Origin of the sequence: Pseudomonas sp. Teo4, assembly GCF_034387475.1 — a bacterium.
Lineage (GTDB): Bacteria > Pseudomonadota > Gammaproteobacteria > Pseudomonadales > Pseudomonadaceae > Aquipseudomonas.
On the sequence record NZ_JAXCIL010000001.1, the window covers coordinates 2,531,431 to 2,553,232 of the forward strand.

At 53.5% G+C, this 21,802-nt stretch carries 19 protein-coding genes; 11 read left to right on the forward strand and 8 right to left on the reverse strand.

The genetic code is table 11. The features are described 5' to 3' along the window. Positions 1-4: 4 nt before the first annotated feature. Entirely contained in the window at positions 5-1,012 is a 1,008-nt protein-coding gene (locus PspTeo4_RS11365) for an alpha-ketoacid dehydrogenase subunit beta (protein ID WP_322363845.1), read from the reverse strand. A gap of 11 nt (positions 1,013-1,023) precedes the next feature. Continuing rightward, a complete protein-coding gene (locus PspTeo4_RS11370) occupies positions 1,024-2,001 on the reverse strand; it encodes a thiamine pyrophosphate-dependent dehydrogenase E1 component subunit alpha (RefSeq protein WP_322363846.1) in 978 nt (325 codons plus the stop codon). A gap of 354 nt (positions 2,002-2,355) precedes the next feature. Between PspTeo4_RS11370 and PspTeo4_RS11375 the strand changes: the two genes are divergently transcribed. Next, positions 2,356-3,249, forward strand: coding sequence for a LysR family transcriptional regulator (locus PspTeo4_RS11375; protein WP_322363847.1), 894 nt, complete (start codon positions 2,356-2,358; stop codon positions 3,247-3,249). 30 nt (positions 3,250-3,279) lie between these two features. On the opposite strand, the gene PspTeo4_RS11380 is transcribed toward PspTeo4_RS11375, so the two are convergent. Continuing rightward, on the reverse strand, positions 3,280-4,743 hold the full coding sequence (locus PspTeo4_RS11380; protein ID WP_322363848.1) for an APC family permease: 1,464 nt from the start codon (positions 4,741-4,743) through the stop codon (positions 3,280-3,282). A 297-nt stretch (positions 4,744-5,040) separates the two neighbouring features. Beyond that, a complete protein-coding gene (locus tag PspTeo4_RS11385) occupies positions 5,041-5,979 on the reverse strand; it encodes a LysR family transcriptional regulator (RefSeq protein ID WP_322363849.1) in 939 nt (312 codons plus the stop codon). Positions 5,980-6,118: 139 nt separating this feature from the next. On the opposite strand from PspTeo4_RS11385, the gene PspTeo4_RS11390 reads away from it, so the two are divergent. The 3 genes from PspTeo4_RS11390 to PspTeo4_RS11400 are packed head-to-tail and all read left to right on the forward strand — an operon-like array spanning position 6,119 to position 8,693. Then, complete coding sequence (locus PspTeo4_RS11390; RefSeq protein ID WP_322363850.1) at positions 6,119-7,123, forward strand: threonine/serine dehydratase; 1,005 nt, start codon at positions 6,119-6,121, stop codon at positions 7,121-7,123. 32 nt (positions 7,124-7,155) lie between these two features. Further along, the gene (locus PspTeo4_RS11395) at positions 7,156-8,226 is read left to right on the forward strand and encodes a glutamate cyclase domain-containing protein (RefSeq protein WP_322363851.1); all 1,071 of its coding nucleotides are present in this window, start codon (positions 7,156-7,158) and stop codon (positions 8,224-8,226) included. Continuing rightward, positions 8,223-8,693 carry a RidA family protein gene (locus tag PspTeo4_RS11400; protein WP_322363852.1) on the forward strand — a complete coding sequence of 157 codons (471 nt, stop codon included), beginning with the start codon at positions 8,223-8,225 and terminating at the stop codon, positions 8,691-8,693. Before PspTeo4_RS11395 ends, PspTeo4_RS11400 begins: the two co-directional genes overlap by 4 nt. 56 nt (positions 8,694-8,749) lie before the next feature. On the opposite strand, the gene PspTeo4_RS11405 is transcribed toward PspTeo4_RS11400, so the two are convergent. Beyond that, on the reverse strand, positions 8,750-9,652 hold the full coding sequence (locus PspTeo4_RS11405) for a LysR family transcriptional regulator (RefSeq protein WP_322363853.1): 903 nt from the start codon (positions 9,650-9,652) through the stop codon (positions 8,750-8,752). A 109-nt stretch (positions 9,653-9,761) separates the two neighbouring features. Between PspTeo4_RS11405 and gcl the strand changes: the two genes are divergently transcribed. From gcl to PspTeo4_RS11420, 3 genes are all read left to right on the forward strand, one after another. After that, entirely contained in the window at positions 9,762-11,543 is a 1,782-nt protein-coding gene (gcl, locus tag PspTeo4_RS11410) for a glyoxylate carboligase (RefSeq protein WP_322363855.1), read from the forward strand. A gap of 19 nt (positions 11,544-11,562) precedes the next feature. Beyond that, on the forward strand, positions 11,563-12,345 hold the full coding sequence (hyi, locus tag PspTeo4_RS11415) for a hydroxypyruvate isomerase (RefSeq protein WP_322363856.1): 783 nt from the start codon (positions 11,563-11,565) through the stop codon (positions 12,343-12,345). 77 nt (positions 12,346-12,422) lie between these two features. Then, positions 12,423-13,316, forward strand: a complete 894-nt coding sequence (locus PspTeo4_RS11420) for a 2-hydroxy-3-oxopropionate reductase (protein WP_322363857.1) — start codon at positions 12,423-12,425, stop codon at positions 13,314-13,316. 129 nt (positions 13,317-13,445) lie between these two features. Here PspTeo4_RS11420 and glcC read toward each other — a convergent pair whose 3' ends face one another. Then, entirely contained in the window at positions 13,446-14,225 is a 780-nt protein-coding gene (glcC, locus tag PspTeo4_RS11425; protein ID WP_322363858.1) for a transcriptional regulator GlcC, read from the reverse strand. 250 nt (positions 14,226-14,475) lie between these two features. On the opposite strand from glcC, the gene glcD reads away from it, so the two are divergent. From glcD to PspTeo4_RS11445, 4 genes are all read left to right on the forward strand, one after another. After that, positions 14,476-15,975 carry a glycolate oxidase subunit GlcD gene (gene glcD / locus PspTeo4_RS11430; protein ID WP_322363859.1) on the forward strand — a complete coding sequence of 500 codons (1,500 nt, stop codon included), beginning with the start codon at positions 14,476-14,478 and terminating at the stop codon, positions 15,973-15,975. Next, complete coding sequence (glcE, locus tag PspTeo4_RS11435) at positions 15,975-17,027, forward strand: glycolate oxidase subunit GlcE (protein ID WP_322363860.1); 1,053 nt, start codon at positions 15,975-15,977, stop codon at positions 17,025-17,027. The genes glcD and glcE overlap by 1 nt, the downstream gene beginning before the upstream one ends. 8 nt (positions 17,028-17,035) lie before the next feature. Further along, positions 17,036-18,307, forward strand: coding sequence for a glycolate oxidase subunit GlcF (gene glcF / locus PspTeo4_RS11440; RefSeq protein WP_322363862.1), 1,272 nt, complete (start codon positions 17,036-17,038; stop codon positions 18,305-18,307). Positions 18,308-18,640: 333 nt separating this feature from the next. Further along, the gene (locus PspTeo4_RS11445; RefSeq protein WP_322363863.1) at positions 18,641-19,816 is read left to right on the forward strand and encodes an MFS transporter; all 1,176 of its coding nucleotides are present in this window, start codon (positions 18,641-18,643) and stop codon (positions 19,814-19,816) included. A gap of 18 nt (positions 19,817-19,834) precedes the next feature. Here PspTeo4_RS11445 and PspTeo4_RS11450 read toward each other — a convergent pair whose 3' ends face one another. Together PspTeo4_RS11450 and PspTeo4_RS11455 are read right to left on the reverse strand one after the other, a co-directional pair. Beyond that, positions 19,835-20,440, reverse strand: coding sequence for an alpha/beta hydrolase (locus tag PspTeo4_RS11450; protein ID WP_322363864.1), 606 nt, complete (start codon positions 20,438-20,440; stop codon positions 19,835-19,837). A gap of 590 nt (positions 20,441-21,030) precedes the next feature. Continuing rightward, positions 21,031-21,777, reverse strand: a complete 747-nt coding sequence (locus tag PspTeo4_RS11455) for a glucose 1-dehydrogenase (RefSeq protein WP_322363865.1) — start codon at positions 21,775-21,777, stop codon at positions 21,031-21,033. Positions 21,778-21,802 lie beyond the last annotated feature (25 nt).

Genomic DNA, 21,802 nt, shown 5'->3' on the forward strand with positions numbered 1-21,802 from the left:
GCTCTTACCTCTCGATGATCGACTTGACCGCCTTAACAACCGCATCAGCGTTTGGAACATAGGCGTCTTCCAGGTTTGGCGCATAAGGAACTGGCGTATGTGGCGCAGTGACCATTTTGATGGGCGCACGAAGGGAGTCGAAGCACTTGTCAACCAACATCGCAGAAATATCTGCTGCTATACCGCATCGAGGGTTAGCCTCATCAACGATAACAACTCGACCAATTTCTTCGGTGAACTCGATCAGCGTGTCCTCATCAAGAGGTGACGTTGTACGTGGATCGATTACACAAGCAGAAATGCCATCCGCTTGCAGCTTGCGTGCGGCGTCTTCCGCGACCTTTACCATCCGTCCGATAGCAACAATCATTACATCCTTGCCATCGCGAACGACCTTGGCTTCGCCAAATGGGACTGTATAAGAACCATCAGGTACTTCACCCATGGTGTCATACAACATCTTGTTTTCAAGGAAGATGACTGGATCATCATCTCTAATGGCTTCAAGCAACAGCCCCTTGGCATCATAGGGGTTGGACGGAACTACGACCTTCAAACCTGGGAAGTGAGTGAAAACCGGATAGAACGCTTGGGTGTGCTGCGCTGCAGAGCGAGTACCTGCACCATAGGTTGCGCGAATCACCACAGGGGTTTTGGCACGACCACCGAACATGTACCGGAATTTGGCGATCTGGTTCACGATCTGATCGAGACACACGCCAGAAAAGTCAACAAACATGAGTTCTGCAATTGGACGCATGCCAGTGAGTGCCGCACCCGCTGCAGCACCAATGAATGCAGTTTCACTGATCGGCGTATCGCGAACGCGTTCAGGGCCAAACTCACCAAGCAAGCCACGAGTGACACCAAAAGGGCCACCCCAAGCATCTTTTACGCCATTACCACCAGCACCACCGGTGAGGTCTTCGCCCATCATGATCACTCGTGGATCACGAGCCATCTCGAGATGGAGAGCATCATTCAATGCCTGACGGAAAGAAATTTTAGCCATTGAAGTGCTCCTTACAGATACTTAACGTAAACGTCAGTGGTGAGTGCAGATAGTGGCGGGAACTCCGATGCACGAGCGAACTTCACCGCCTCATCGACAGCAGCATTCACTTCGGCATCAACTACATCAAGCGCACCGGTCTCAACAAGCGACTCAGCAGTGACCTTATTACGGAACTTGATCAAGCAATCCTGTTCCTGGCGCATGCTTTTCTTTTCTTCAGGCGTGCGATAGGTATCTGGATCACCGCTGTAATGACCATAGTATCGAGGAACATGAACATGCAGTAGCGAGGGGCCGCCCCCAGCGCGAGCGCGCTGAATGGCTTCGCCGGCAGCGGTATAAACCTTGAAGACGTCCGTTCCATCTACTTCAACCGATGGAATATCGTAGCCTTCTGCACGACGCACGAAGCTACCAGCCGATACAAACTCATTGGCTGTAGCCTCACCAAATCCGTTGTCTTCAATAACGAAAATGATAGGAAGCATCCAGATCTTTGCCAGGTTAAGGCTCTCTGCCATGGCACCTTCGTTCATGGCACCATCACCTGCGAAAGCGATGGCGACGCGATCGGTCTTCAGTAGCTTTGCACTGAGCGCCGCTCCGCACGTAATTGGTGCACCTCCAGCAACAATCCCGTTAGCGCCCAACATACCTTTGCGAAGGTCTGCAATGTGCTGAGACCCACCCTTACCGCCGCAGGTGCCAGTCACTCGGCCAAAAATCTCAGCCATCATTGCGTCAATTTCACAACCCTTGGCAATGCAATGGCCATGACCGCGGTGGGTGGAGGAGATGTAGTCCTCATCCGAAAGATGCATGCAAACGCCTACAGCGCTAGCCTCTTGACCCGCATAGAGATGCGTATTACCGGGGATGTCCCCGGTGCCCATCTCGACCATAATGCGTTCTTCAAAAACACGAATGGTTTGCATCGTTCTGTATGCTTCGAGCAGTCGCTCGTGGGGCAAATGCAGCGAGAACATTCCACTTCTCCTCATTTGAAAACTGGTTGCTTATTATTTCTTTTGGTGTGGAAACTTTCCGAAAATATCCTTGAAAAGCTCCTGAACCCATCACGCATAGCCTGATTCGAGCGAGCTCCGGGTCACCTGCCTGGTGATATCAATCGTCTCTCGGTTGACTGATAACGTCCAATTGCAATTGCGGATTGTCACAGATAACGTCTTCTTATCGGTCGTGGCTCAGATCGGTTGCAAAAAACGCCTAGAGAAGCTCTCCTTTCCCTCGAATTCTGCTGTAACGTATTAGAGGGAGCAATCTGGAAACCTGTCTAGCACGGACGTTTTAACGCCTCCAACAAGCAAGAGAGATGCGGCATGATCGATCTACGAAGCCTTCAGACCTTCTACGCGGTTGCGCAGCTAGGTGGATTTCACAAAGCAGCGGATAAGCTTCACACCTCGCAGCCGGCAGTGTCGGCGCGCATTGCGCAGCTTGAGAGACAACTCAATGGCCGCTTGTTCGAAAGAGACAAACGCGGTTGTTTTCTGACTGCTCAGGGACGTGAACTACTCTCATACGCAGAGCGCATGATTGCGCTCGAAAGCGAAATGGTCGAAGCAGTAGCAGGTCGAAAAGGACTAAGCGGCAGCGTGAGCCTCGGAGCCTCCGATACCATCGTGCATACATGGCTATCAGACCTCCTAAAACAGCTCAACCTTGAATACCCCGAGATCACCCTAGATGTCGTGGTGGACAGCACAGCGAACATGATTACTGGCCTGGCAGACTGCACATTGGACGTCGCTCTTCTTATGGGCCCTGTGAACATCGGCAACGCTGAAAACCTGCCTCTGTGCAGCTACCCCATGAGCTGGATCAAATCACCCAAACTCGACCTCGGCAACAAGCCCGTGACGCTTGAAGAGATCGCTACTCACCCAGTTATCACTTACGCGCGAAATACCAGGCCGTACTGGCAGCTAAAAGACATGTTTGATCGTAAAGGCCTTCACAAGGTACGACTGTTCTCGAACTCATCGCTTTCGTCGATCGTCAGGATGACCATGGACGGCATAGGAATAGCTGCCATACCTGAACACGCAGTGTTTGATGAGCTCGCCAGCGGTAGGCTCCATACCATTGCCTCAACTCATGAAATGCCCGTCATGTCCTTTACGGCAAGCTTCATCGAACGCGCTGACATGCCCCTCAACAGGATGGTCGCTCAGTTAGCCCAAAAAGTGGCAGCAGAATATTGGCGGGTATAAAAAAACGGAGCCTTGGCTCCGTTTCTTTTGTCAGACTACAGGGTTCCGACCGAGTCGCTCATAGACTTCAGGACGCTTGATCTTGAAGTATCGAGCCAACCCCATGCCAGCAACAAGCACACCGATCAAGCAAAGCAGCATCCAGGTTCGCTCCCCAGGCTCACCGCCGGCTAGCAGGTTGAAATTGTAGGCGACTAATGTTACCAAACCGATAAAGAACACGCCCGAAATCGCCGGAGCCATGAAGGCTTTGACAAAGCTGACACCTTCATGGCGCCCCTTACGGAGATACCAGGTCAGAGCCGAGATGTTGACCACAGCCATAAGAATGATAACCCCTGAGGTTCCAACACCGGAGAGCTGACCATAGAGAAGTTCAGGCTTAGCGCCGATGACGATGAACGGCAGAAGCACACAAAGCACCATCGCAGACACAGCCATAGACGCTGCGAAAGGAGACGAATGCTTCACATGAATGTTGCTCAGGAACTTTGGCAGCGCACCATCGTTGCCCAGATTGAATAGGTATCGCGAAAGCACGTTATGAGTCGAAAGAGCAGAAGCAAAGGCCGACGTGAGCACCAACACAGTCACGATCATCTGGAGACGGACATCGATGTACTTACCAAACGCCAGTGAAAACATAGTGGCAGGCGAGTCGGTCGCCACCTGCTGAACATTGCTTCCGTAAGCGGTGACCAATGCGTAGGCACAGATGGTGTACATCGCACCGATGAAGATGATGGAGCCATAAGTGGCGCGACGGATGGTCTTGTCCGGGTCACGGACTTCATCTCGATACAGCGCGGTAGCTTCAAAACCCATGAAGAACGAAACGGCGAACAGCATCGAGAAAGGGATGTTCACGCCGTCTTTGGAGAGTTCACCAGTGCTGAAGGGAGCAGACGCAGCCATACCCGTGTCACCACCAATACTCAACACTCCGAAGGCAAAGCCTAAGCACACTACGATCTCAGCCAACATAACCCAAAGCAGCACCTTGGCCGAGAGTTCCACATGCAGGTACCCAAGAATACCCACCACCGCCCAGCAGCTCAGGGTGTAGAAATACCAAGGCAAAGCGCTACCGGTTAAGCTTCGATGAAACTCGGCGCAGGAAACGCCAAAGTAGGAAGTAACGCCGGCCAGAAGCACGAAATATGAAACTGCGGCGGTCAACCCCGCACCAAGCCCAGCTGACTTACCCAGGCCGTAAGTAATGAATGAATAGAAATCTCCCGACCTACGAACCACACTATTAAGCGTGACGTACCCTATACCGAACAAAAGCATTACAACAGATACAAGCACGAAGAGAAGCGGACTACCCACACCGCCAAACATTAACGACACAGGGATATAACCCGCCACTGTTGTCAGTGGAGCAGAGAATGCCAGCACCGTCATAGCCAGACTCAGAGCACCCATATTACCTGATAACTTTTTCTGACTGACTGTGGCGCCTGCGACGCTCTCTGAAGCCTCTATACTCATAGCCATTTTTCCTTTCTCCTCGACTCGTAAGCGCAACTTTTGTAAACGGCAGTAGTCATTACACAAGTAAAGCGCCACAATTTTTTGTTATGATGGATACTCGGCTTAGTGCACACAGATGCTGACGAACCACTCGATCAATTCAAGTGTGCCATCCAACATCCCAACATCGTGTTGAGCGTGCTCATCGCGCTGAGAGTTATCCTCGCCCTGCCCTTCGATAACGTCAAATTTTCATTACCTATTGTCTCTGATAAACGATGCTTATCAGCGTGAGCTGAACGTCCTATCAGAACCCTAAGCCCCTCTAGTCGAGCCATCTAACTCACTTTTCAAATAATCACTTTGTCGTTCCGATGCGACTATTGAGACCAGCTCGGCGACCTTGAGGGTGGCCGGGCCGGCATTAGTTAGATGCCACCGGTGGATGATCATGGGCGGTGGAGCTGTCACTGGAAGTATCATCAACTCACCATGAGCAAGGTGCTCCCTCACCAAAACGGCAGGCAGAACCCCAATACCAATACCGTTGCGAATCAATGTGATAAGAGCGGATATCGATGGCGAGCTCGACAGCTGAATAGTCGTCGGATTGATACCGTACTTGAAAGCGAGCTTCTGCACCGTTCGGGCTGCATCATCTGACGGCGTAGTATTGCTCATGGGAGTTAGGATCTGGTGAGCAAAAATGAACGACTCGTCATCAATGCTGATCGCCAAGCCGGACTTGCCTACCCAGCTGGTCGCCAGTGTAAGTAGCTTTTCCGACACTGAGTAAGGGTTTTGGGGCTGCTTGTCGAGCGACAGCACTAAATCAAGCTCACCTTTGTTGAGCTGTTCAAGGAGCTCAGCAGTAAGCCCTACAACCCAGGTCACGTTAACGTTCGGCAGTTCCGTTTTGGTGCGACGCACAAGCTCAGGCAATAGGGTGTAAACGGCAGCTTCGATAAGCCCAACTCGTACCACTCCCCCCATCCCGGACACTTGAGATGCCGCACTAAGGAATTCCTGTAGGGATGAAATTGCGGCTTCCGCATAAGGCAGCAATCGCCTCCCCTCTTCAGTAAGTGAAAGCGTTTTTTTATCAGTGCTGAAAAGCGCTACCCCTAACTGCTCCTCCAGGTTCTTCACTCTCATCGATAGCGCAGATGGCGTGGCATGAAGACGTTCGGCCAACTTTCGCAGGTGTGGTGTACGTGCCAGCTCGACAAATGTCTCAAGAAGCTTGGTATTCATAATCACCTCCAGCCATCTGTTCAGCTTCCCTTAACGCCCATGCACAATTTTTTTTAATTTACAGTCTTTGAATCACGTTCATACACTCTTTTCCAGCGTCAAGGCGAGCGCTGTTGCCACCAAATAAAAAGGTATTTATATGTCCAGTATTGAAAAAGGCGAACGACCGGTTCCTCCCACACTGAAAGACATTCAGGAGGCCGCAGCCCGAATTAAAGATTACGCGGCGCGAACGCCTCTGCTGGAAAACCCCGAGCTCAATGAGCTGTTAGGCGGGCGGTTGCTGTTTAAGCCGGAGGTATTGCAACGCACTGCATCCTTCAAGTTCCGTGGAGCGTGCAACCGCTTGCTTCAACTATCCGCAGAGCAACAGCGCGCAGGTGTGGTCGCGTTCTCGTCAGGCAACCACGCACTTGCAACATCGGCGGTCGGCCGAATCCTGAACATCCCCGCCACGATCATCATGCCGTCAGATGCACCTCAAGCCAAGATCAAAGGTGCACGAGCCAATGGCGCGACCGTCATCCTATACGATCGCCAGAAGGATGACCGTGAAGCCATCGGCGCTGAAATTGCGAACCGCACCGGCGCCACCATGGTTCCACCCTACAACGATCCATTCATCATCGCCGGCCAGGGCACCGTTGGCCTGGAGATCATGGAAGACCTTGAGCATCTGGGCATCAAGGCCGACAGCGTCCTCGCAGCATGCAGTGGCGGCGGCTTGATCGCAGGCGTTGCAACCGCCATACGCGCCAAAAGCGAAAGCACCCAGGTATTCGCCGTTGAACCTGCTGGATTCGATGAGCTCGCTCGGTCGCTGGCAAGCGGGAAACGTGAAAGCAATGCCCCTGGCGCCAAATCGATCTGCGACGCCCTGCAGGTCGTGACTCCAGGCGACCTCACCTTCGACATCAACCAACGGCTACTGGCAGGCAGCCTGGTAGTCACCGATGACGAAGTCCGCAAGGCCATGCGAGTGGCTTACGACAAGCTCAAGCTGATTCTCGAACCAGGTGGAGCTGTAGGCCTAGCCGCAGTGCTTGAAGGTCGTGTCGAAACCCGTGGCCGTACAACCGTGGTCGTGCTGAGCGGCGGCAACGTAGATCCCGCGCTCTACGCAGAAATCATTACTGCACAGTGAGCGTACACCTTCGAACTGAAAAGGGACTGATCATGCTCAAGCCTGATAGCGCTCAATTTCGACGAGTCGCGCAAACCATCGACGACTTCATGAAGATCGACTTCACCGGCGTCGGTCTGATTTCAAACCTGTATGCAGCCTTGCAGAAAAACCAACCAGGTTTCTGCTGCATGGGCGCCGCCGAGCGCCTCGTTGAAGCTGCTAAATCTCATCCTGATCGCCCGATTGCCATCCTGACCGGCTTCCCAGAAGGTGGCGGTGTTCCGGAAACTGACGGCCCCATCGGTGCAGCCCTTCTGGCCCGCGCCATCTTCCTGGGGCTCGGCGTCATGACAGTCATCGTGATTGACGAGGACTGGGTTGAGATGATGATGGCTACCTGCCGGGGTGCTGGCCTGGCCCCACGCCTGTTGCCAGAGTCGGGTAAAGCGGATGCGATTGAATACCTGCGTCCGGTTTACATCAAGCCTGTCTCCAAAGAAAAGGCAGCCTGCCATAAAGCCAGCGATGAGCTTTTGGAAATCACCCAGCCGTCCCTGCTGCTTTCAATTGAACGACCAGGCTGTAACGTCAATGGTCTTTATCACGGCCTGGGTGGTCGCCCACTCGACGGTATGGTCGGTGATCTGGATTACCTCTTCAACAAGGCGAAAAACCAAGGCCTCATGACCTTGGGTATCGGTGACGGCGGTAATGAGCTCGGAATGGGCGTCATTTCCAAAGAACTGCCGACCTTCTCCCCGAAAGCAGTGGACTGCGGAACTCCTGGCCGTGGAGGCGTGGGCGCAGTAACTGCTGCTGAGTGGCTCGTGATTTCGAACATCTCGAACTGGGGTGCCACCGGTATTGTCGCCGCCCTCTCAGCGTTGCTCGAGAACCCAGTGGTGTTCCATGAGCCCGAAATTGAAACCCGCAGCACTGAACTGTGTGTTGCTCACGGTGGTGTTGACGGCATGTTCATGGGCCCGGAGCCAGCTCATGACGGTATCGCGATGCGTGAATACGAAGGGATGGTCAGGGCGCTGCGCGGGAGCGTAATGCGTGCGCTGGGCCATTCGATCAACTGGCAAGGCCATCAAGGCGACTGGAGACAGCTTAAATGAGTTACCGCACTTTTACCGAAGCACTGAAAGAGTTGAACCTGGAACTGCCAGCTACCAACGCTCCTCGTGGCAGCTACGCTCCAGCCATCAAAGCTGGTGATCTGCTGTTCGTCGCCGGGCAGGCTCCACGAGTCAACGGTGAGCTGAAATTCTCTGGCCGTGTTGGGCACGAACTGACCATCGAGCAAGGCCGTGAAGCTGCTCAACTGTGCGCACTGAACGTATTGGGTCACCTCGCACATGCGACTGGCGACGATCCATCCAAGGTAGTGACCGCAGTAAGGCTGGCCGGCGTAGTAAATAGCGCCGAAGATTTCACTGCCCACTCCCAGGTTCTGGATGCTGCTTCGGATCTGATCGCCAAGGTACTGGGTACCGCAGGCCAGCATGCTCGAATCGCCACTGGCGCATCTTCGCTGCCGTCTGGAATGGCAGTTGAGATCGAAGCGATCTTCCAGCTGAAGTGACAAGGTGGGTGGTGGTCTGGGTCATGGCCAGCCCACCACCCTTCCGAGCTTAGTGGCTACAACCAGTAGTCCGGGCGTTGATAGACAGCCTTCAGGTAGTCAATGAAATGCCTCACCTTCGCCGGGAGAAATCTCTGCTGGGGGTAGACAGCCTGGATGTCATAGTCGGGCATAGCAAACTCATCCAGCACCGTGACGAGCTCTCCTGTCTCCAGCTCTTTGTGAATTTCCCATGTTGAGCGCCACCCGATACCCAGCCCTTGCCTCATCCAGGAGAAAAGCAGCTCACCGTCATTACAAGCCATGTTGCCACTGACTCGCATTGCAATCTGCTTCCCGTCTCGCTGGAACGTCCACCCTCGCGGTTGGCCACCCTGTGATGTGAAAGCCAAGCAGTTGTGATTTGACAGATCCTCCAAGCTCGTCGGACGGCCATGTTTGGCGAAGTAATCCGGCGTACCGCACACAACTCGCCGGTTAGAAAAAAGCTTCACGGCAACATAGTTCGGGTCGGTTACCCAGCCAATCCTGATGCTCAGATCGTATCCCTCCCCCACCAAGTCCACGAGGCTATCGGTGAGATTGAAAGACAGCTTGAGGTTCGGAAATTTCTCATGAAAACCAAGTGCGTGAGGAGCTACGTGCACCCGTCCAAAGGCAGCCGGTGCAGATACAAGCAGGTTTCCAGCGACGTGCCTCGCACTGTTGCTGATGCTCGCTTCCATATCATCGAATTCGCGCACCAGGTATTTCGCCCTCTCCAAAAGCTGCTCTCCAAGCTCAGTCAGATGGAGGCCTCGAGTCGAACGATGCATGAGTTTTACGCCCAACCGTTTCTCGAGCGAATCCAAACGGCGACCGAGCATTGCAGCCGTGACACCTTCGCTAACCGCAGCAGCGGCAAAGCTGCCTTTCTGGGCTATTTGAATGAAGCTTTGAAGCTCTGTAAGCCGCGCCATTCGATACCTTTTATATCGACAGAAACTAATTTATGGGGCTTCAAGCCCAATGTTCAGTGATCCAGACTGACGCCCAATACAAAAATATTGTTATTCCGGAGGAAATGCTATGCCTAAGATGAGAGCAATCGATGCAGCCGTTCAGGTCATGCGCCGTGAAGGTGTAGATACCGCATTCGGCATCCCAGGGGCTGCCATCAACCCGTTGTATTCAGCCCTGAGGAAAGTCGGTGGCATCGATCACGTCCTCGCTCGTCACGTCGAAGGCGCTTCGCACATGGCTGAGGGTTACACCCGCGCCAACCCTGGCAACATCGGCGTGTGCATCGGCACCTCCGGCCCTGCCGGCACCGACATGGTCACCGGCCTGTACAGTGCATCGGCCGACTCCATCCCAATTCTGTGCATCACCGGCCAGGCGCCGCGTGCCCGCCTGCACAAGGAAGACTTCCAGGCCGTCGACATCACCAGTATCGTCAAGCCGGTCACCAAGTGGGCCACCACCGTGCTGGAGCCGGGCCAGGTTCCCTACGCGTTCCAGAAGGCCTTCTATGAAATGCGCACCGGACGCCCAGGCCCGGTGCTAATCGACCTGCCGTTCGACGTGCAGATGGCTGAGATCGAATTCGACATCGACGCCTACGAGTCGATGCCGGTGCACAAGCCGTCCGCTACCCGCGTACAGGCCGAGAAAGCCCTGGCCCTGCTCAATGACGCCGAGCGCCCGCTGCTGGTGGCCGGTGGCGGTATCATCAATGCCGACGCCAGCGACAAACTGGTCGAGTTCGCCGAACTGACTGGCGTACCGGTCATCCCGACCCTGATGGGGTGGGGCACCATTCCCGACGACCACGCGCAGATGGTCGGCATGGTCGGTCTGCAGACCTCGCACCGCTACGGCAACGCTACCCTGCTTGAATCTGATTTGGTGTTTGGTATCGGCAATCGCTGGGCCAACCGCCACACCGGTTCTGTCGACGTCTACACAAAAGGCCGCAAGTTCGTGCACGTGGACATCGAGCCCACTCAGATTGGCCGTGTATTTACCCCGGATCTGGGTATCGTTTCCGACGCTGGTAAAGCGCTGGACGTGTTCCTCGAGGTGGCCCGGGAATGGAAAGCCGCTGGCAAGCTGAAATGCCGCCAAGCCTGGTTGGAGAGCTGCCAGCTTCGCAAGGCCACCCTGCAGCGCAAGACACACTTCGACAACGTGCCGGTCAAGCCGCAGCGCGTGTACGAAGAGATGAACCAGGTGTTCGGAAAGGACACCTGCTACATCAGCACCATCGGCCTGTCGCAGATTGCCGGCGCGCAATTCCTGCACGTGTACAAGCCACGCCATTGGATCAACTGTGGCCAGGCCGGCCCTCTTGGCTGGACGATTCCCGCCGCGCTGGGCGTTGTCAAAGCTGATCCAAGCCGGAATGTGGTCGCACTGTCGGGTGACTACGACTTCCAGTTCATGATCGAAGAACTGGCGGTGGGTGCACAGTTCAACCTGCCGTACGTCCACGTTTTGGTGAACAACGCCTACTTGGGCTTGATCCGCCAAGCCCAGCGCGGCTTCGACATGGACTACTGCGTGCAACTGGCGTTCGAGAACATCAACTCGAGCGAGGCCAGCAACTATGGCGTCGATCATGTCGCCGTTGTCGAGGGCTTGGGCTGCAAGGCCCTCCGCGTATCCGAGCCACATGAAATCGCTCCTGCTCTGCGTCAGGCACAACGAATGGCTCGCGAGTACCGCGTACCTGTAGTGGTTGAAGTGATTCTCGAGCGTGTGACCAACATTTCCATGGGCACCGAGATCGATGCAATCAACGAGTTCGAGGAGCTGGCAGTATTCGCTAGCGACGCCCCTACCTCGATTATCCCGCTGAGCAAATCCTGAGAATCTTGAGGGAATCAAAATGCCCCGTTTAGCAGCCAATCTTTCAATGTTGTTCACCGAGCATGATTTTCTTGCTCGCTTCGGTGCCGCCGCCAGTGCTGGCTTCAGCGGTGTTGAATATCTGTTCCCCTACGACTTCACTGCGGAACAGATTTGGCAGCAGCTCGAAAAGCATAACCTCTCTCAAGTGCTCTTCAACCTGCCAGCAGGTAATTGGGCCAATGGTGAGCGCGGCATTGCCTGCCTGCCAGATCGTGTCGAAGAGTTCCAATCAGGCGTAGAAAAGGCCATTGCTTACGCAAAGGTACTGGGCAATCGTCAGATCAATTGCCTGGCAGGAATTGCCCCTGCAGGTGTTGATGCGGAGCTTTTGGAAAAGACCTTCGTCAGCAATCTGAAGTACGCCGCAGACAAGCTGAAAGCTGCCGGAATCCGCCTGGTCATGGAGATGATCAACACCCGTGACATTCCGGGTTTCTATCTCAATACAACCAAGCAGGCCTTGGAGATCCAGGCAAAGGTTGGGAGCGACAACCTGTTCCTGCAGTACGACATCTACCACATGCAGATCATGGAGGGAGACCTGGCCCGCACCATGGAATCCAATCTCCAGCTGATCAATCACATCCAGCTCGCAGACAACCCGGGTCGACACGAACCGGGCACCGGCGAAATCAACTATCGCTTCCTGTTCGAGCACCTGGATCGAATCGGTTATCAAGGTTGGGTGGGGGCGGAGTACAAACCATTGACCACGACCGAAGCGGGTCTGGGCTGGCTCAAAACCCACAATGTGATCTAAGCACCTTAGTGCAAGTGCGATCTCTAAGGGATCGCACACCTAATTGCGGCAAAGCCGCAATCCGTAAGGAGTGAATCATGGCTAAAGTTGGCTTCATCGGCACAGGCATCATGGGTCGCCCCATGGCCTTGAACCTGCAGAAAGCAGGTCACCAAGTCTACGTTTCGACCCACCACAGCTCAGCACCAGATGACCTTGTCAACGCAGGTGCGATCAGCCTGGCTAACCCCAAAGAGGTTGCCCAGGAGACTGAAGTCATCATTGTGATGGTGCCAGACACCCCTCAAGTAGAGAGCGTTCTGTTTGGGGAAAATGGCGTTGCAGCAGGCATCGGCCCAAACAAGATCGTCATCGATATGAGCTCGATCTCGCCGACCGCCACCAAAGTGTTTGCAGAGAAGATTAATGCCACAGGTGCGAGCTACCTCGATGCACCGGTGTCTGGTGGTGAAGTGGGAGCCAAAGCCGGCACACTCAGCATCATGGTGGGCGGTTCTCAGGCAGCATTCGACCGTGCTTACCCTCTGTTCGAAGTGATGGGCAAAAACATCAATCGCGTGGGCGCCAATGGCGACGGCCAAACCGCCAAGGTGGCCAACCAGATCATCGTTGCTCTGAACATCCAGGCGGTCAGCGAAGCGCTGCTGTTCGCGTCCAAGAACGGAGCTGACCCAGCCAAGGTTCGCGAGGCGCTCATGGGTGGCTTCGCTTCCTCGAAGATTCTTGAGGTTCACGCAGAGCGCATGATAAAGGGAACCTTCGACCCAGGCTTCCGCATCAACCTGCACCAGAAAGATCTGAATCTAGCTCTGCTGGGCGCTAAGGAACTTGGGCTGAACCTGCCAAATACGTCGAACGCACAGCAGGTGTTTAGTACCTGTGTCGCCCTGGGGGGCGGTGAGTGGGATCATTCCGCGTTGATCAAAGGCTTGGAGCATATGGCGAATTTCTCGATTCGCGATAAGCGCTAAGGGACAGCTAGGCTGGGTAGTAGTCCGCGCTACTGCCTAGCCTAGCGACCTAATTTTCTTTCCATCTCCCCTTCTCCAAACCCTCCTCACTACATCGCCGACACTTCCAGTCGCCTTACGGCCCATCTGTCAGTGCCATCCCTCAAATCGCATCGTCGCTCGTACCAATCTTTGCTCTTCATCCTCGATATCTCGAAGACTGTCTCGAACACCATGAATGTGGTCGCGCGCAGCTCGCTGAGCCTGCTCGGGAAGCTGCTCCATCACCGCGTGATAAAGCCGTGAATGCTGCCTATCAATCTGACGCTTTTGCGCAGGACGACAGTAGAGATTGTTGACGGACGCGAAGACCGTACTCAGGGTTAGCTCGCTTAAGCCTTGCAGTGTGTGAACGAGGACGGGGTTGTGAGAGGCTTCACTGATGGATCTATGAAAAGCGTGATCTAGCCTAGCTTGTTCCTTCGCATCATGATGCTGAGGATCTGAATGCGCGGAGAGCATCTCTTCGTAACACTTACGAATCAGCAACCGATCGACATCCGTGGCCCTGAGCGCAGCAAGCCTTGCAGATTCACCTTCGAGCAAGGCTCTCACCTCGAGCAGATCGTAAAGGGTTCTTCGTTGAGAGCTAAAGAGATACATCATCGGCTGGGTGGCTTCGGTATTGGAAAGATCCGCCACGAACGAGCCACGGCCATGCTCGGTGTCGATAATCCCTCTACCACGAAGAATCCTGAGTCCTTCGCGAAGCGCTGAGCGTGAGCAGCCCATTTTGGCCATCAGACGTCGCTCAGAGGGTAGCGCCTGGCCAACCTTGATCACACCATCGACGATCAACCGCTCAATGCGTTCGGCTACCTGGTCAGCGACTTGGGTTTTTTCTTGTTTGCCCGAGTGCGAATTTTCCATCAAGACTCCTGAGGACTGGTACGACCAGCCGTAAATTGCAGGATGACGCGGCTTATTTTATCCCCCGCATGACCTGAGCCATAGGAACTTCGTTATCGAAGTCCTAAAAACTGGTCGTACCAGAGCGCGTGGTCGTCGACATGATGGAAACACCCGCTCAGTGTTGGATTCGCCCCTGGCTCCTGCCAGACGTAATCTATTTGAGACAGGGGCAAAGCACACAAGAATAAAAGCCTAACGCGAGAGCGCGATGAACATTCTCCATGATGAGCGTGTCGATGGTGCATTGCCCAACGTCGACAAAGACCACGTGTTAAATCAGCTATCAACCGCGATACCTGATCTTGAAATTCTGTCTTCCCCAGAAGAGCTCAGACCCTACGAATGCGATGGCCTGTCAGCCTATCGGGTCATGCCTCTGCTGGTCGTAATCCCGACCAGAATCGACCAAGTGCAAACCATCCTGAGAACCTGCTTTGAGCTCCGCGTCCCCGTGGTAGCTCGTGGCGCTGGGACAGGCCTGTCAGGTGGAGCTTTGCCTCACGAACGCGGCATTCTCCTCGTGATGGCAAGATTCAACCAGATCATTGAGGTGAATCCGCATGGTCGGTTTGCGAAGGTTCAGCCAGGCGTTCGCAACCTGGCTATCTCTCAAGCAGCAGCACCATTTGGCTTGTACTACGCGCCCGATCCGTCATCACAGATTGCGTGTTCCATCGGAGGGAACGTAGCTGAAAACGCAGGCGGTGTGCATTGCCTGAAATACGGACTGACTGTTAACAACATCCTGAAGGTCGACATCCTCACGATCGAGGGAGAGGCGATTACGCTGGGTAGCGATGCATTAGATTGCCCTGGTCTCGACCTGCTAGCCCTCTTCACAGGTTCTGAAGGAATGCTAGGCGTCATCACGGAAGTGACGGTTAAGCTTCTTCCGAAACCTCAGGTCGCGCGAGTACTACTTGCAAGCTTCGACTCAGTCAAAAAGGCAGGAGCAGCAGTCGCAGACATCATCGCCGCCGGCATCATCCCAGGTGGACTGGAGATGATGGACAACCTCTCTATTCGGGCAAGCGAGGACTTCATTCATGCAGGCTATCCCGTTGACGCCGCAGCCATGTTGCTTTGCGAGCTAGACGGCGTTGAAGAAGATGTGCAGGAAGATTGCGACCGAGTAAAAACACTACTGGAGCTAGCGGGAGCGACTGAAGTCCGAGTTGCACGCGATGAGGCAGAGCGCACGCGTTTTTGGGCCGGTAGGAAGAATGCCTTCCCTGCAGTGGGGCGTATCTCTCCCGACTACTACTGCATGGACGGCACTATTCCGCGTCGACAGCTCCCACGTGTACTCAACGGGATTGAGGAGCTGTCCAACGAGTACGGTCTACGAGTGGCCAACGTATTCCATGCGGGCGACGGAAACATGCATCCGCTGATCCTCTTCGATGCCAACCAGGAAGGCGAGCAGGAGCGAGCCGAAGCGCTCGGAGGAAAAATCCTTGAGCTCTGCGTTGAGGTGGGCGGGAGCATCACAGGCGAGCATGGCGTTGGACGAGAAAAAATCAACCAAATGTGCGCCCAGTTCAATGGTGACGAAATCACCCTGATGCACGCAGTGAAACATGCCTTCGATCAACACAATTTGCTCAATCCAGGAAAGAACATCCCAACACTCAATCGATGTGCTGAGTTCGGCTCAATGCACATCCACCACGGCAACCTGCCCTTTCCTGAGTTGGAGCGATTCTGATGCAATACGATCACGACAACAGCGCGGATCTGCTTGAGCAGGTCAACTACGCGCTAAACGAAGACATCCCCCTTCGCATCCAGGGCAGCAACAGCAAGCATATGCTGGGCGGCCATGTCTCAGGCGAAGTCTTGGACACACGCATTCATCGCGGCATCGTCAATTACGATCCGACCGAACTGGTCATCACAGCCCGCGCAGGCACGTCACTGTGGGAAATTGAAGCAGCACTGGATCACGCCGGTCAGATGCTTCCATTCGAGCCGCCACATTTCGGGCCTGAGGCGACAGTCGGCGGCATGGTGGCATCCGGGCTGTCGGGCCCACGTCGCCCTTGGGCCGGCGCAGTGAGAGATTACGTACTCGGTGTTCAAGTGATCATCGGCAACGGCAAACTCTTACGCTTCGGCGGTGAGGTCATGAAGAACGTCGCAGGGTATGACCTCTCCAGATTGATGGCAGGGAGCTTTGGCAGTCTTGGCGTCATCACCGAAGTCTCACTGAAAGTGCTGCCTAAACCTCGGGCATCTGCCAGTTTATCGCTGGAGATGGATCCCGCCCAAGCTCTGGCAAACCTGGCTCGATGGGGCCAGCAGCCTATCCCAATCAGCGCCGCATGCCATGATGGTACGCAGCTGCACCTACGTGTAGAAGGTGGAGACGGCTCTGTTAAATCGGCGCTAAGCATGCTCGGAGGTGAGCCCCTCGAAAATGACTTTTGGAGAGACCTACGCGAACACAACATTGATTTCTTTAAAAGCGAAGAACCGTTGTGGCGGGTATCTGTACCAAGCAATGTCTCCCCATACATGCTCCCCGGCAAGCAAATTCTTGATTGGGGAGGATGCCAACGCTGGCTCAAACTTTCTGAAAGCGCAGAGGAAATTCGTGAAGTTGTAGAGCACTTAGGTGGTCATGCAACTTGCTACTCCCAAAGCGAGTCATCCCTGCATCCGGTTTCCAAGGTACTGATGAAGTACCAGAAAATCCTGAAGAACCAGTTCGATCCTCAGAACATTTTCAACCCTGGCCGTATCAGTTCGGAGGCGTAAGGCATCATATGCAAACTTTACTTAGCCAAGATGCCAAGAACCTGCCAAGAGCTGAAGAGGCTGAAAAAATCCTGCGCTCCTGTGTGCATTGTGGTTTTTGCACAGCAACATGTCCGACCTATCAATTATTGGGTGATGAGCTTGACGGGCCGCGAGGTCGTATCTATCTCATCAAGCAAGTACTAGAAGGCAACGAGGTAACCGCTAAGACCCAAGCGCACCTGGATCGATGTTTGTCATGTCGAAACTGCGAAACGACCTGTCCCTCTGGTGTGCAATACCATAATCTGCTTGATATCGGTCGTAGCGTTGTGGAGGCCGAAGTACCACGACCTATCCTTGAGCAAGCTTTACGTGCGGGCATCCGTACAGTGATCCCCCGCCCAGCAATGTTCAAGGCCTTATGCTCGACAGGGATGGTGCTCAGACCATTGCTGCCCAAAGCATTGAAGCGCAAGATGCCTCTCTTACCCCCCCCCCCAAAACAACGACCTCGCGTACGTCACGAACGCAAGGTTTTGATATTGGAAGGCTGCGTTCAACCAACGCTATCACCGAACACAAATGCAGCCGCCGCCAGGGTGCTTGATAGACTGGATATCTCGGTTATTAACGCCACACAAGCAGGGTGCTGTGGTGCTGTTGACTATCACCTAAATGCTCAAGAAAAAGGTCTTGAACGGGCCAAAAGAAACATCGATGCATGGTGGCCCGCAATACAGAATGGGGTTGAAGCAATTGTTCAAACGGCGAGCGGATGCGGGGCATTCGTGCGTGACTACGGCCACTTGTTGGAGGGCGATGCCCTCTATGCAGAAAAAGCACGGATCGTAAGCTCTCTTGCCAAGGATCTTGCTGAGATCATTCGGGCGGAACCGATAGAAAGCTTGAAAATTAGCGCAAGCCAGCGCATCGCGTTCCACTGCCCTTGCACCCTTCAACATGCACAAAAATTGGGAGGCGCAGTGGAAGATATCCTCACCCGCGTGGGCTTCACAATGACAACTGTTCCAGATGGCCATCTATGCTGTGGGTCTGCGGGTACGTATTCGATCACACAACCCGAGATATCTATTCAGTTGCGCGATCAGAAACTCAAGGCATTGGAAAGTGGAAATCCCGACCAAATCGTCACAGCGAATATCGGCTGCCAAACCCACTTAAGTGGCGCCAGTAAAAAAACAGTAAAACATTGGATTGAGATCATCGAAGAAGGACTGAATCCAGAATCAATCACTCAAAAAATCAAGCCGGAGGAAATGTTCCCGCCTTTTAGCTAAACACACACAAGCAATGCAAGCCAAGAAAGCGGAATTAGTCACTGACGCCTTCAATCTTGGCTTGCACTAAGACTCGCAACAACAACCACTTGATAAAATTACATTATCAGCACTGAACAACAATGAAGTTCAATAGTAAATCCTGTACCTCTTTAAGACTGTGCACCCATGTGATAATTTTCGCCCGAGTCGAGGTCACAGGCACAAAACCCACAAAAGCCTTGAACACGCTTACCCAATCTTAGCCAGCTTTGAGCGCCTAAAACCAAACCGTACTCGTGGAGTTTTACCTCTGCAGTGCGGCTTTGTTCGTTACCTTGTGAGGTGTGTGCTTTGTCGATCTTCAGAAATCAAAAGGCCCTTGTAGAACTCGCCCTGATCCTTGGCGTGTTTTCGTTGTGTACGGGCGAATTCGCGGTAATGGGGTTGCTCTCTAACCTTTCCGCAGCTTTCACCATGCCCGAAACATCCGTCGCGCACCTGATCAGCGCTTACGCGCTGGGCGTGGTCATCGGTGCACCCATCATGGTATTTGTTGGCGTCTACCTAAAGAAACAGCATTTGATCCTGTTCCTGCTCGGGATCTACACCGTTTCAAACGCGCTCAGCCTGCTTGCACCGAACTACGAAACACTCTTGCTTTCACGCCTGATCGCGGGCTTCCCTCACGCTGCATACTTTGGCGTTGCCGCGACCATTGCTGCCTCGATGGCACCGTTTAACAAACGAGGAAAAGCGGTCAGTCGTATTTTGCTCGGCGTCACTGCAGCCATTTTGCTTGGAGCACCAGGGGCGACATACCTGGGCCAGGCGCTCGGCTGGCGCTGGGTATTTGGCAGCATCACTGTCTTGAGCGTTCTGAGCTTGGTCTTGCTCTACCGCCACGCCCCTAACGTGGAGAATGAAGCTCGGATGGATTTCAAGGCGGAGATCGCATCGTTCAAGAGCACCCAGGTATGGCTGGCTCTGGCTATTGGGGCCATCGGCTTCTCGGGCATGTTCGGGGTCTACAGCTACCTTGCACCAACCGTCCTGCATGTCACCGGACTCAGTGAAAACTGGATTGCGCCGATGCTTGCGGTCTTTGGCATCGGAACCATGATCGGCAACCTTGCCGGTGGCTGGCTATACGATAAATACAAATTCCTCGCTGTAAACCAAGTGATGATCTTCAGTGTTGTCGCACTGTTTGCATTCCCTTTGCTATCGAAGTCGATGACAGGGATCACGTTTGGCGCGCTAATGTTGGGCTGCATGGTGGCACTCACTCCCGCCCTTCAAATGAGACTCATGGATGTCAGCAAACACGGTCAATCGTTGGTTGCTGCTTCGAACCATGCCGCCCTCAATTTTGCAAACGCGCTTGGCCCATGGATCTGTGGGCTCGCCATCAACGCCGGCTGGGGTTGGACTTCGACAGGCTACGTTGGTGCAGCAATGGCACTTGCAGGATGTCTGATTTACGGGGTCGCCAGGATACTTGAGAAAAGGTCAACTGAAGCAGGGTAATAACCTGGGGATCACGAGTCATGATCTGAGGTGCAAGTCGACCAAGGCCGAGATCTCATCGGCCTTGCTGCATCCCAAATCATGATCACCTCCAGACAGGATATGCAGCTCTGACACAGGTATTAATGAGGCAAGCTTGCGTCCAACTGCCACCGGGCTGTATGGGTCTTGGTCACCCCAAAGCAGTAAGGTTCGAGCGCGAAGACGACTGATTTCCTCACTGAGATCAGATGAGAAACGTGTAAACCAGTCAGGAAAAAAATACTGCCCCGCGAAATCAGCTCGCCAGTCCCGAGCACCAAAAGCGCTCATGTCCAGCCCCCCGGATGTGACTGCTAGTACCAAGTGAGAGACCAGGCCTGGACGTGCATTGGCGGCTTGTACTGCAACCACACCACCCATGGATTGAGCGATCAGTGCGGTGGGTCTATCGATCAGTGATACAACTCTTTCGACGACATCAGAAAGCCCCTGAATTCCTGGGGCATCGGGCACGCCTCCAAATCCCGGATACCCCAAAAAAATCTGCTTTACTGGACACTCCAGTGCGTCAGCCAAGGGTTGCCAGAACTCAACTCGTCCCGATGCCCCTGGCAAAAAAATCAGCTGCTCAATTCCGGACATTTCTCACCTTTCCACTACTCCATGTGTTGGGCCGCCTGTCCACATCCTAGGCGCATATAACGAGCTGGCCGCAAATATTGAAGGCTCTATCGTAGCTTAAATTATCGGATCACATAAAAGAAACCAGGGATTGGAATGTCCGCACCCTGGCAAAATGTGAGTAAAGCGCAGTGTCTACTTCATGCATGGCCATAACATCCGTGATCCAGTGCATGAGGCGCACTGATGATAGTCGAATGAAGCGTGATAGAGTGTACCATTTTGACCCACCTACCGGGAAATTTTAACTAAGCCTGCTTAAGCTTCCAAGCACAACCTAACAGCCGAGAGCGCAATCCAAGAAAAATCTAAGCATTCACAAGGATCTTAATAAAAAAGCATAGCAATTCTCCGCCGACCAATTAACAGAGAGGTTGCTATGCAAAGAGGGTGAACATGCAAAAAAATAGCGAACAGACCAACACGCCATCAACCGCACTAGAACCATAGACGGGCGGCAACTAAACCCTGCCATCAGGATAGACGGCAGCACATCCCATTCACAATCAAAGACTAAGACCACAGAATACAAATCAACAAAATTCAATAACTTACTGCGCAGTCACACCACCATCAACAACCAGCTCGGCACCCGTCATGTATGAAGACTTGTCCGACAGAAGAAACGCTACAGCCTCAGATACTTCAGACGCTTGGCCAACACGCTTCAAAATACTTGCATTGACCAATAATTTTTCAGCCTCCGCATCCTCAAGATATTTCGCCACCATCGGTGTTTCGATTGTACCAGGATGAACCGAGTTCACTCGAATGCCGTAACCTGCATAATCCACGGCGACTGCCTTAGTAAAAAGCCGGACTGCCCCTTTTGTTGCACAATAGGCACTCAACCCAGGCAAATTAGCAACAACACCGGAAATGGAAGAAATATTTACAATGACTCCAGCTTTTGAAAGCTTGAGCGCTGGCAGCGCATGCTGGCATCCAAAAAAGGTACCTTTAATATTCACATCGATTATTAAATCGAGTTCTTGCGCAGTAATTTCTTCGACAGACTTAGACAGCACAACACCCGCGTTATTCACTAGACCATCAAGCCTGCCATAGTCAGCGATTACTTTTTCGATCAGCGACCGCCAGCTAGACGAGCAGGAAACATCCAGTTCATAAAATACAGCGCAACCGCCAGATACATTGATGATTTCTGCCACTTCATGTCCAGCTGGATCAAGGTCTGCCAGCACTACAACCGCACCATAAGCCGCACAGATACGTGCATGGGAAGCCCCCATACCCTTCGAAGCACCAGTAATAAGCACAATTTTATTATTTAACATTTGTATTGCCCCGGCATCCAATCAG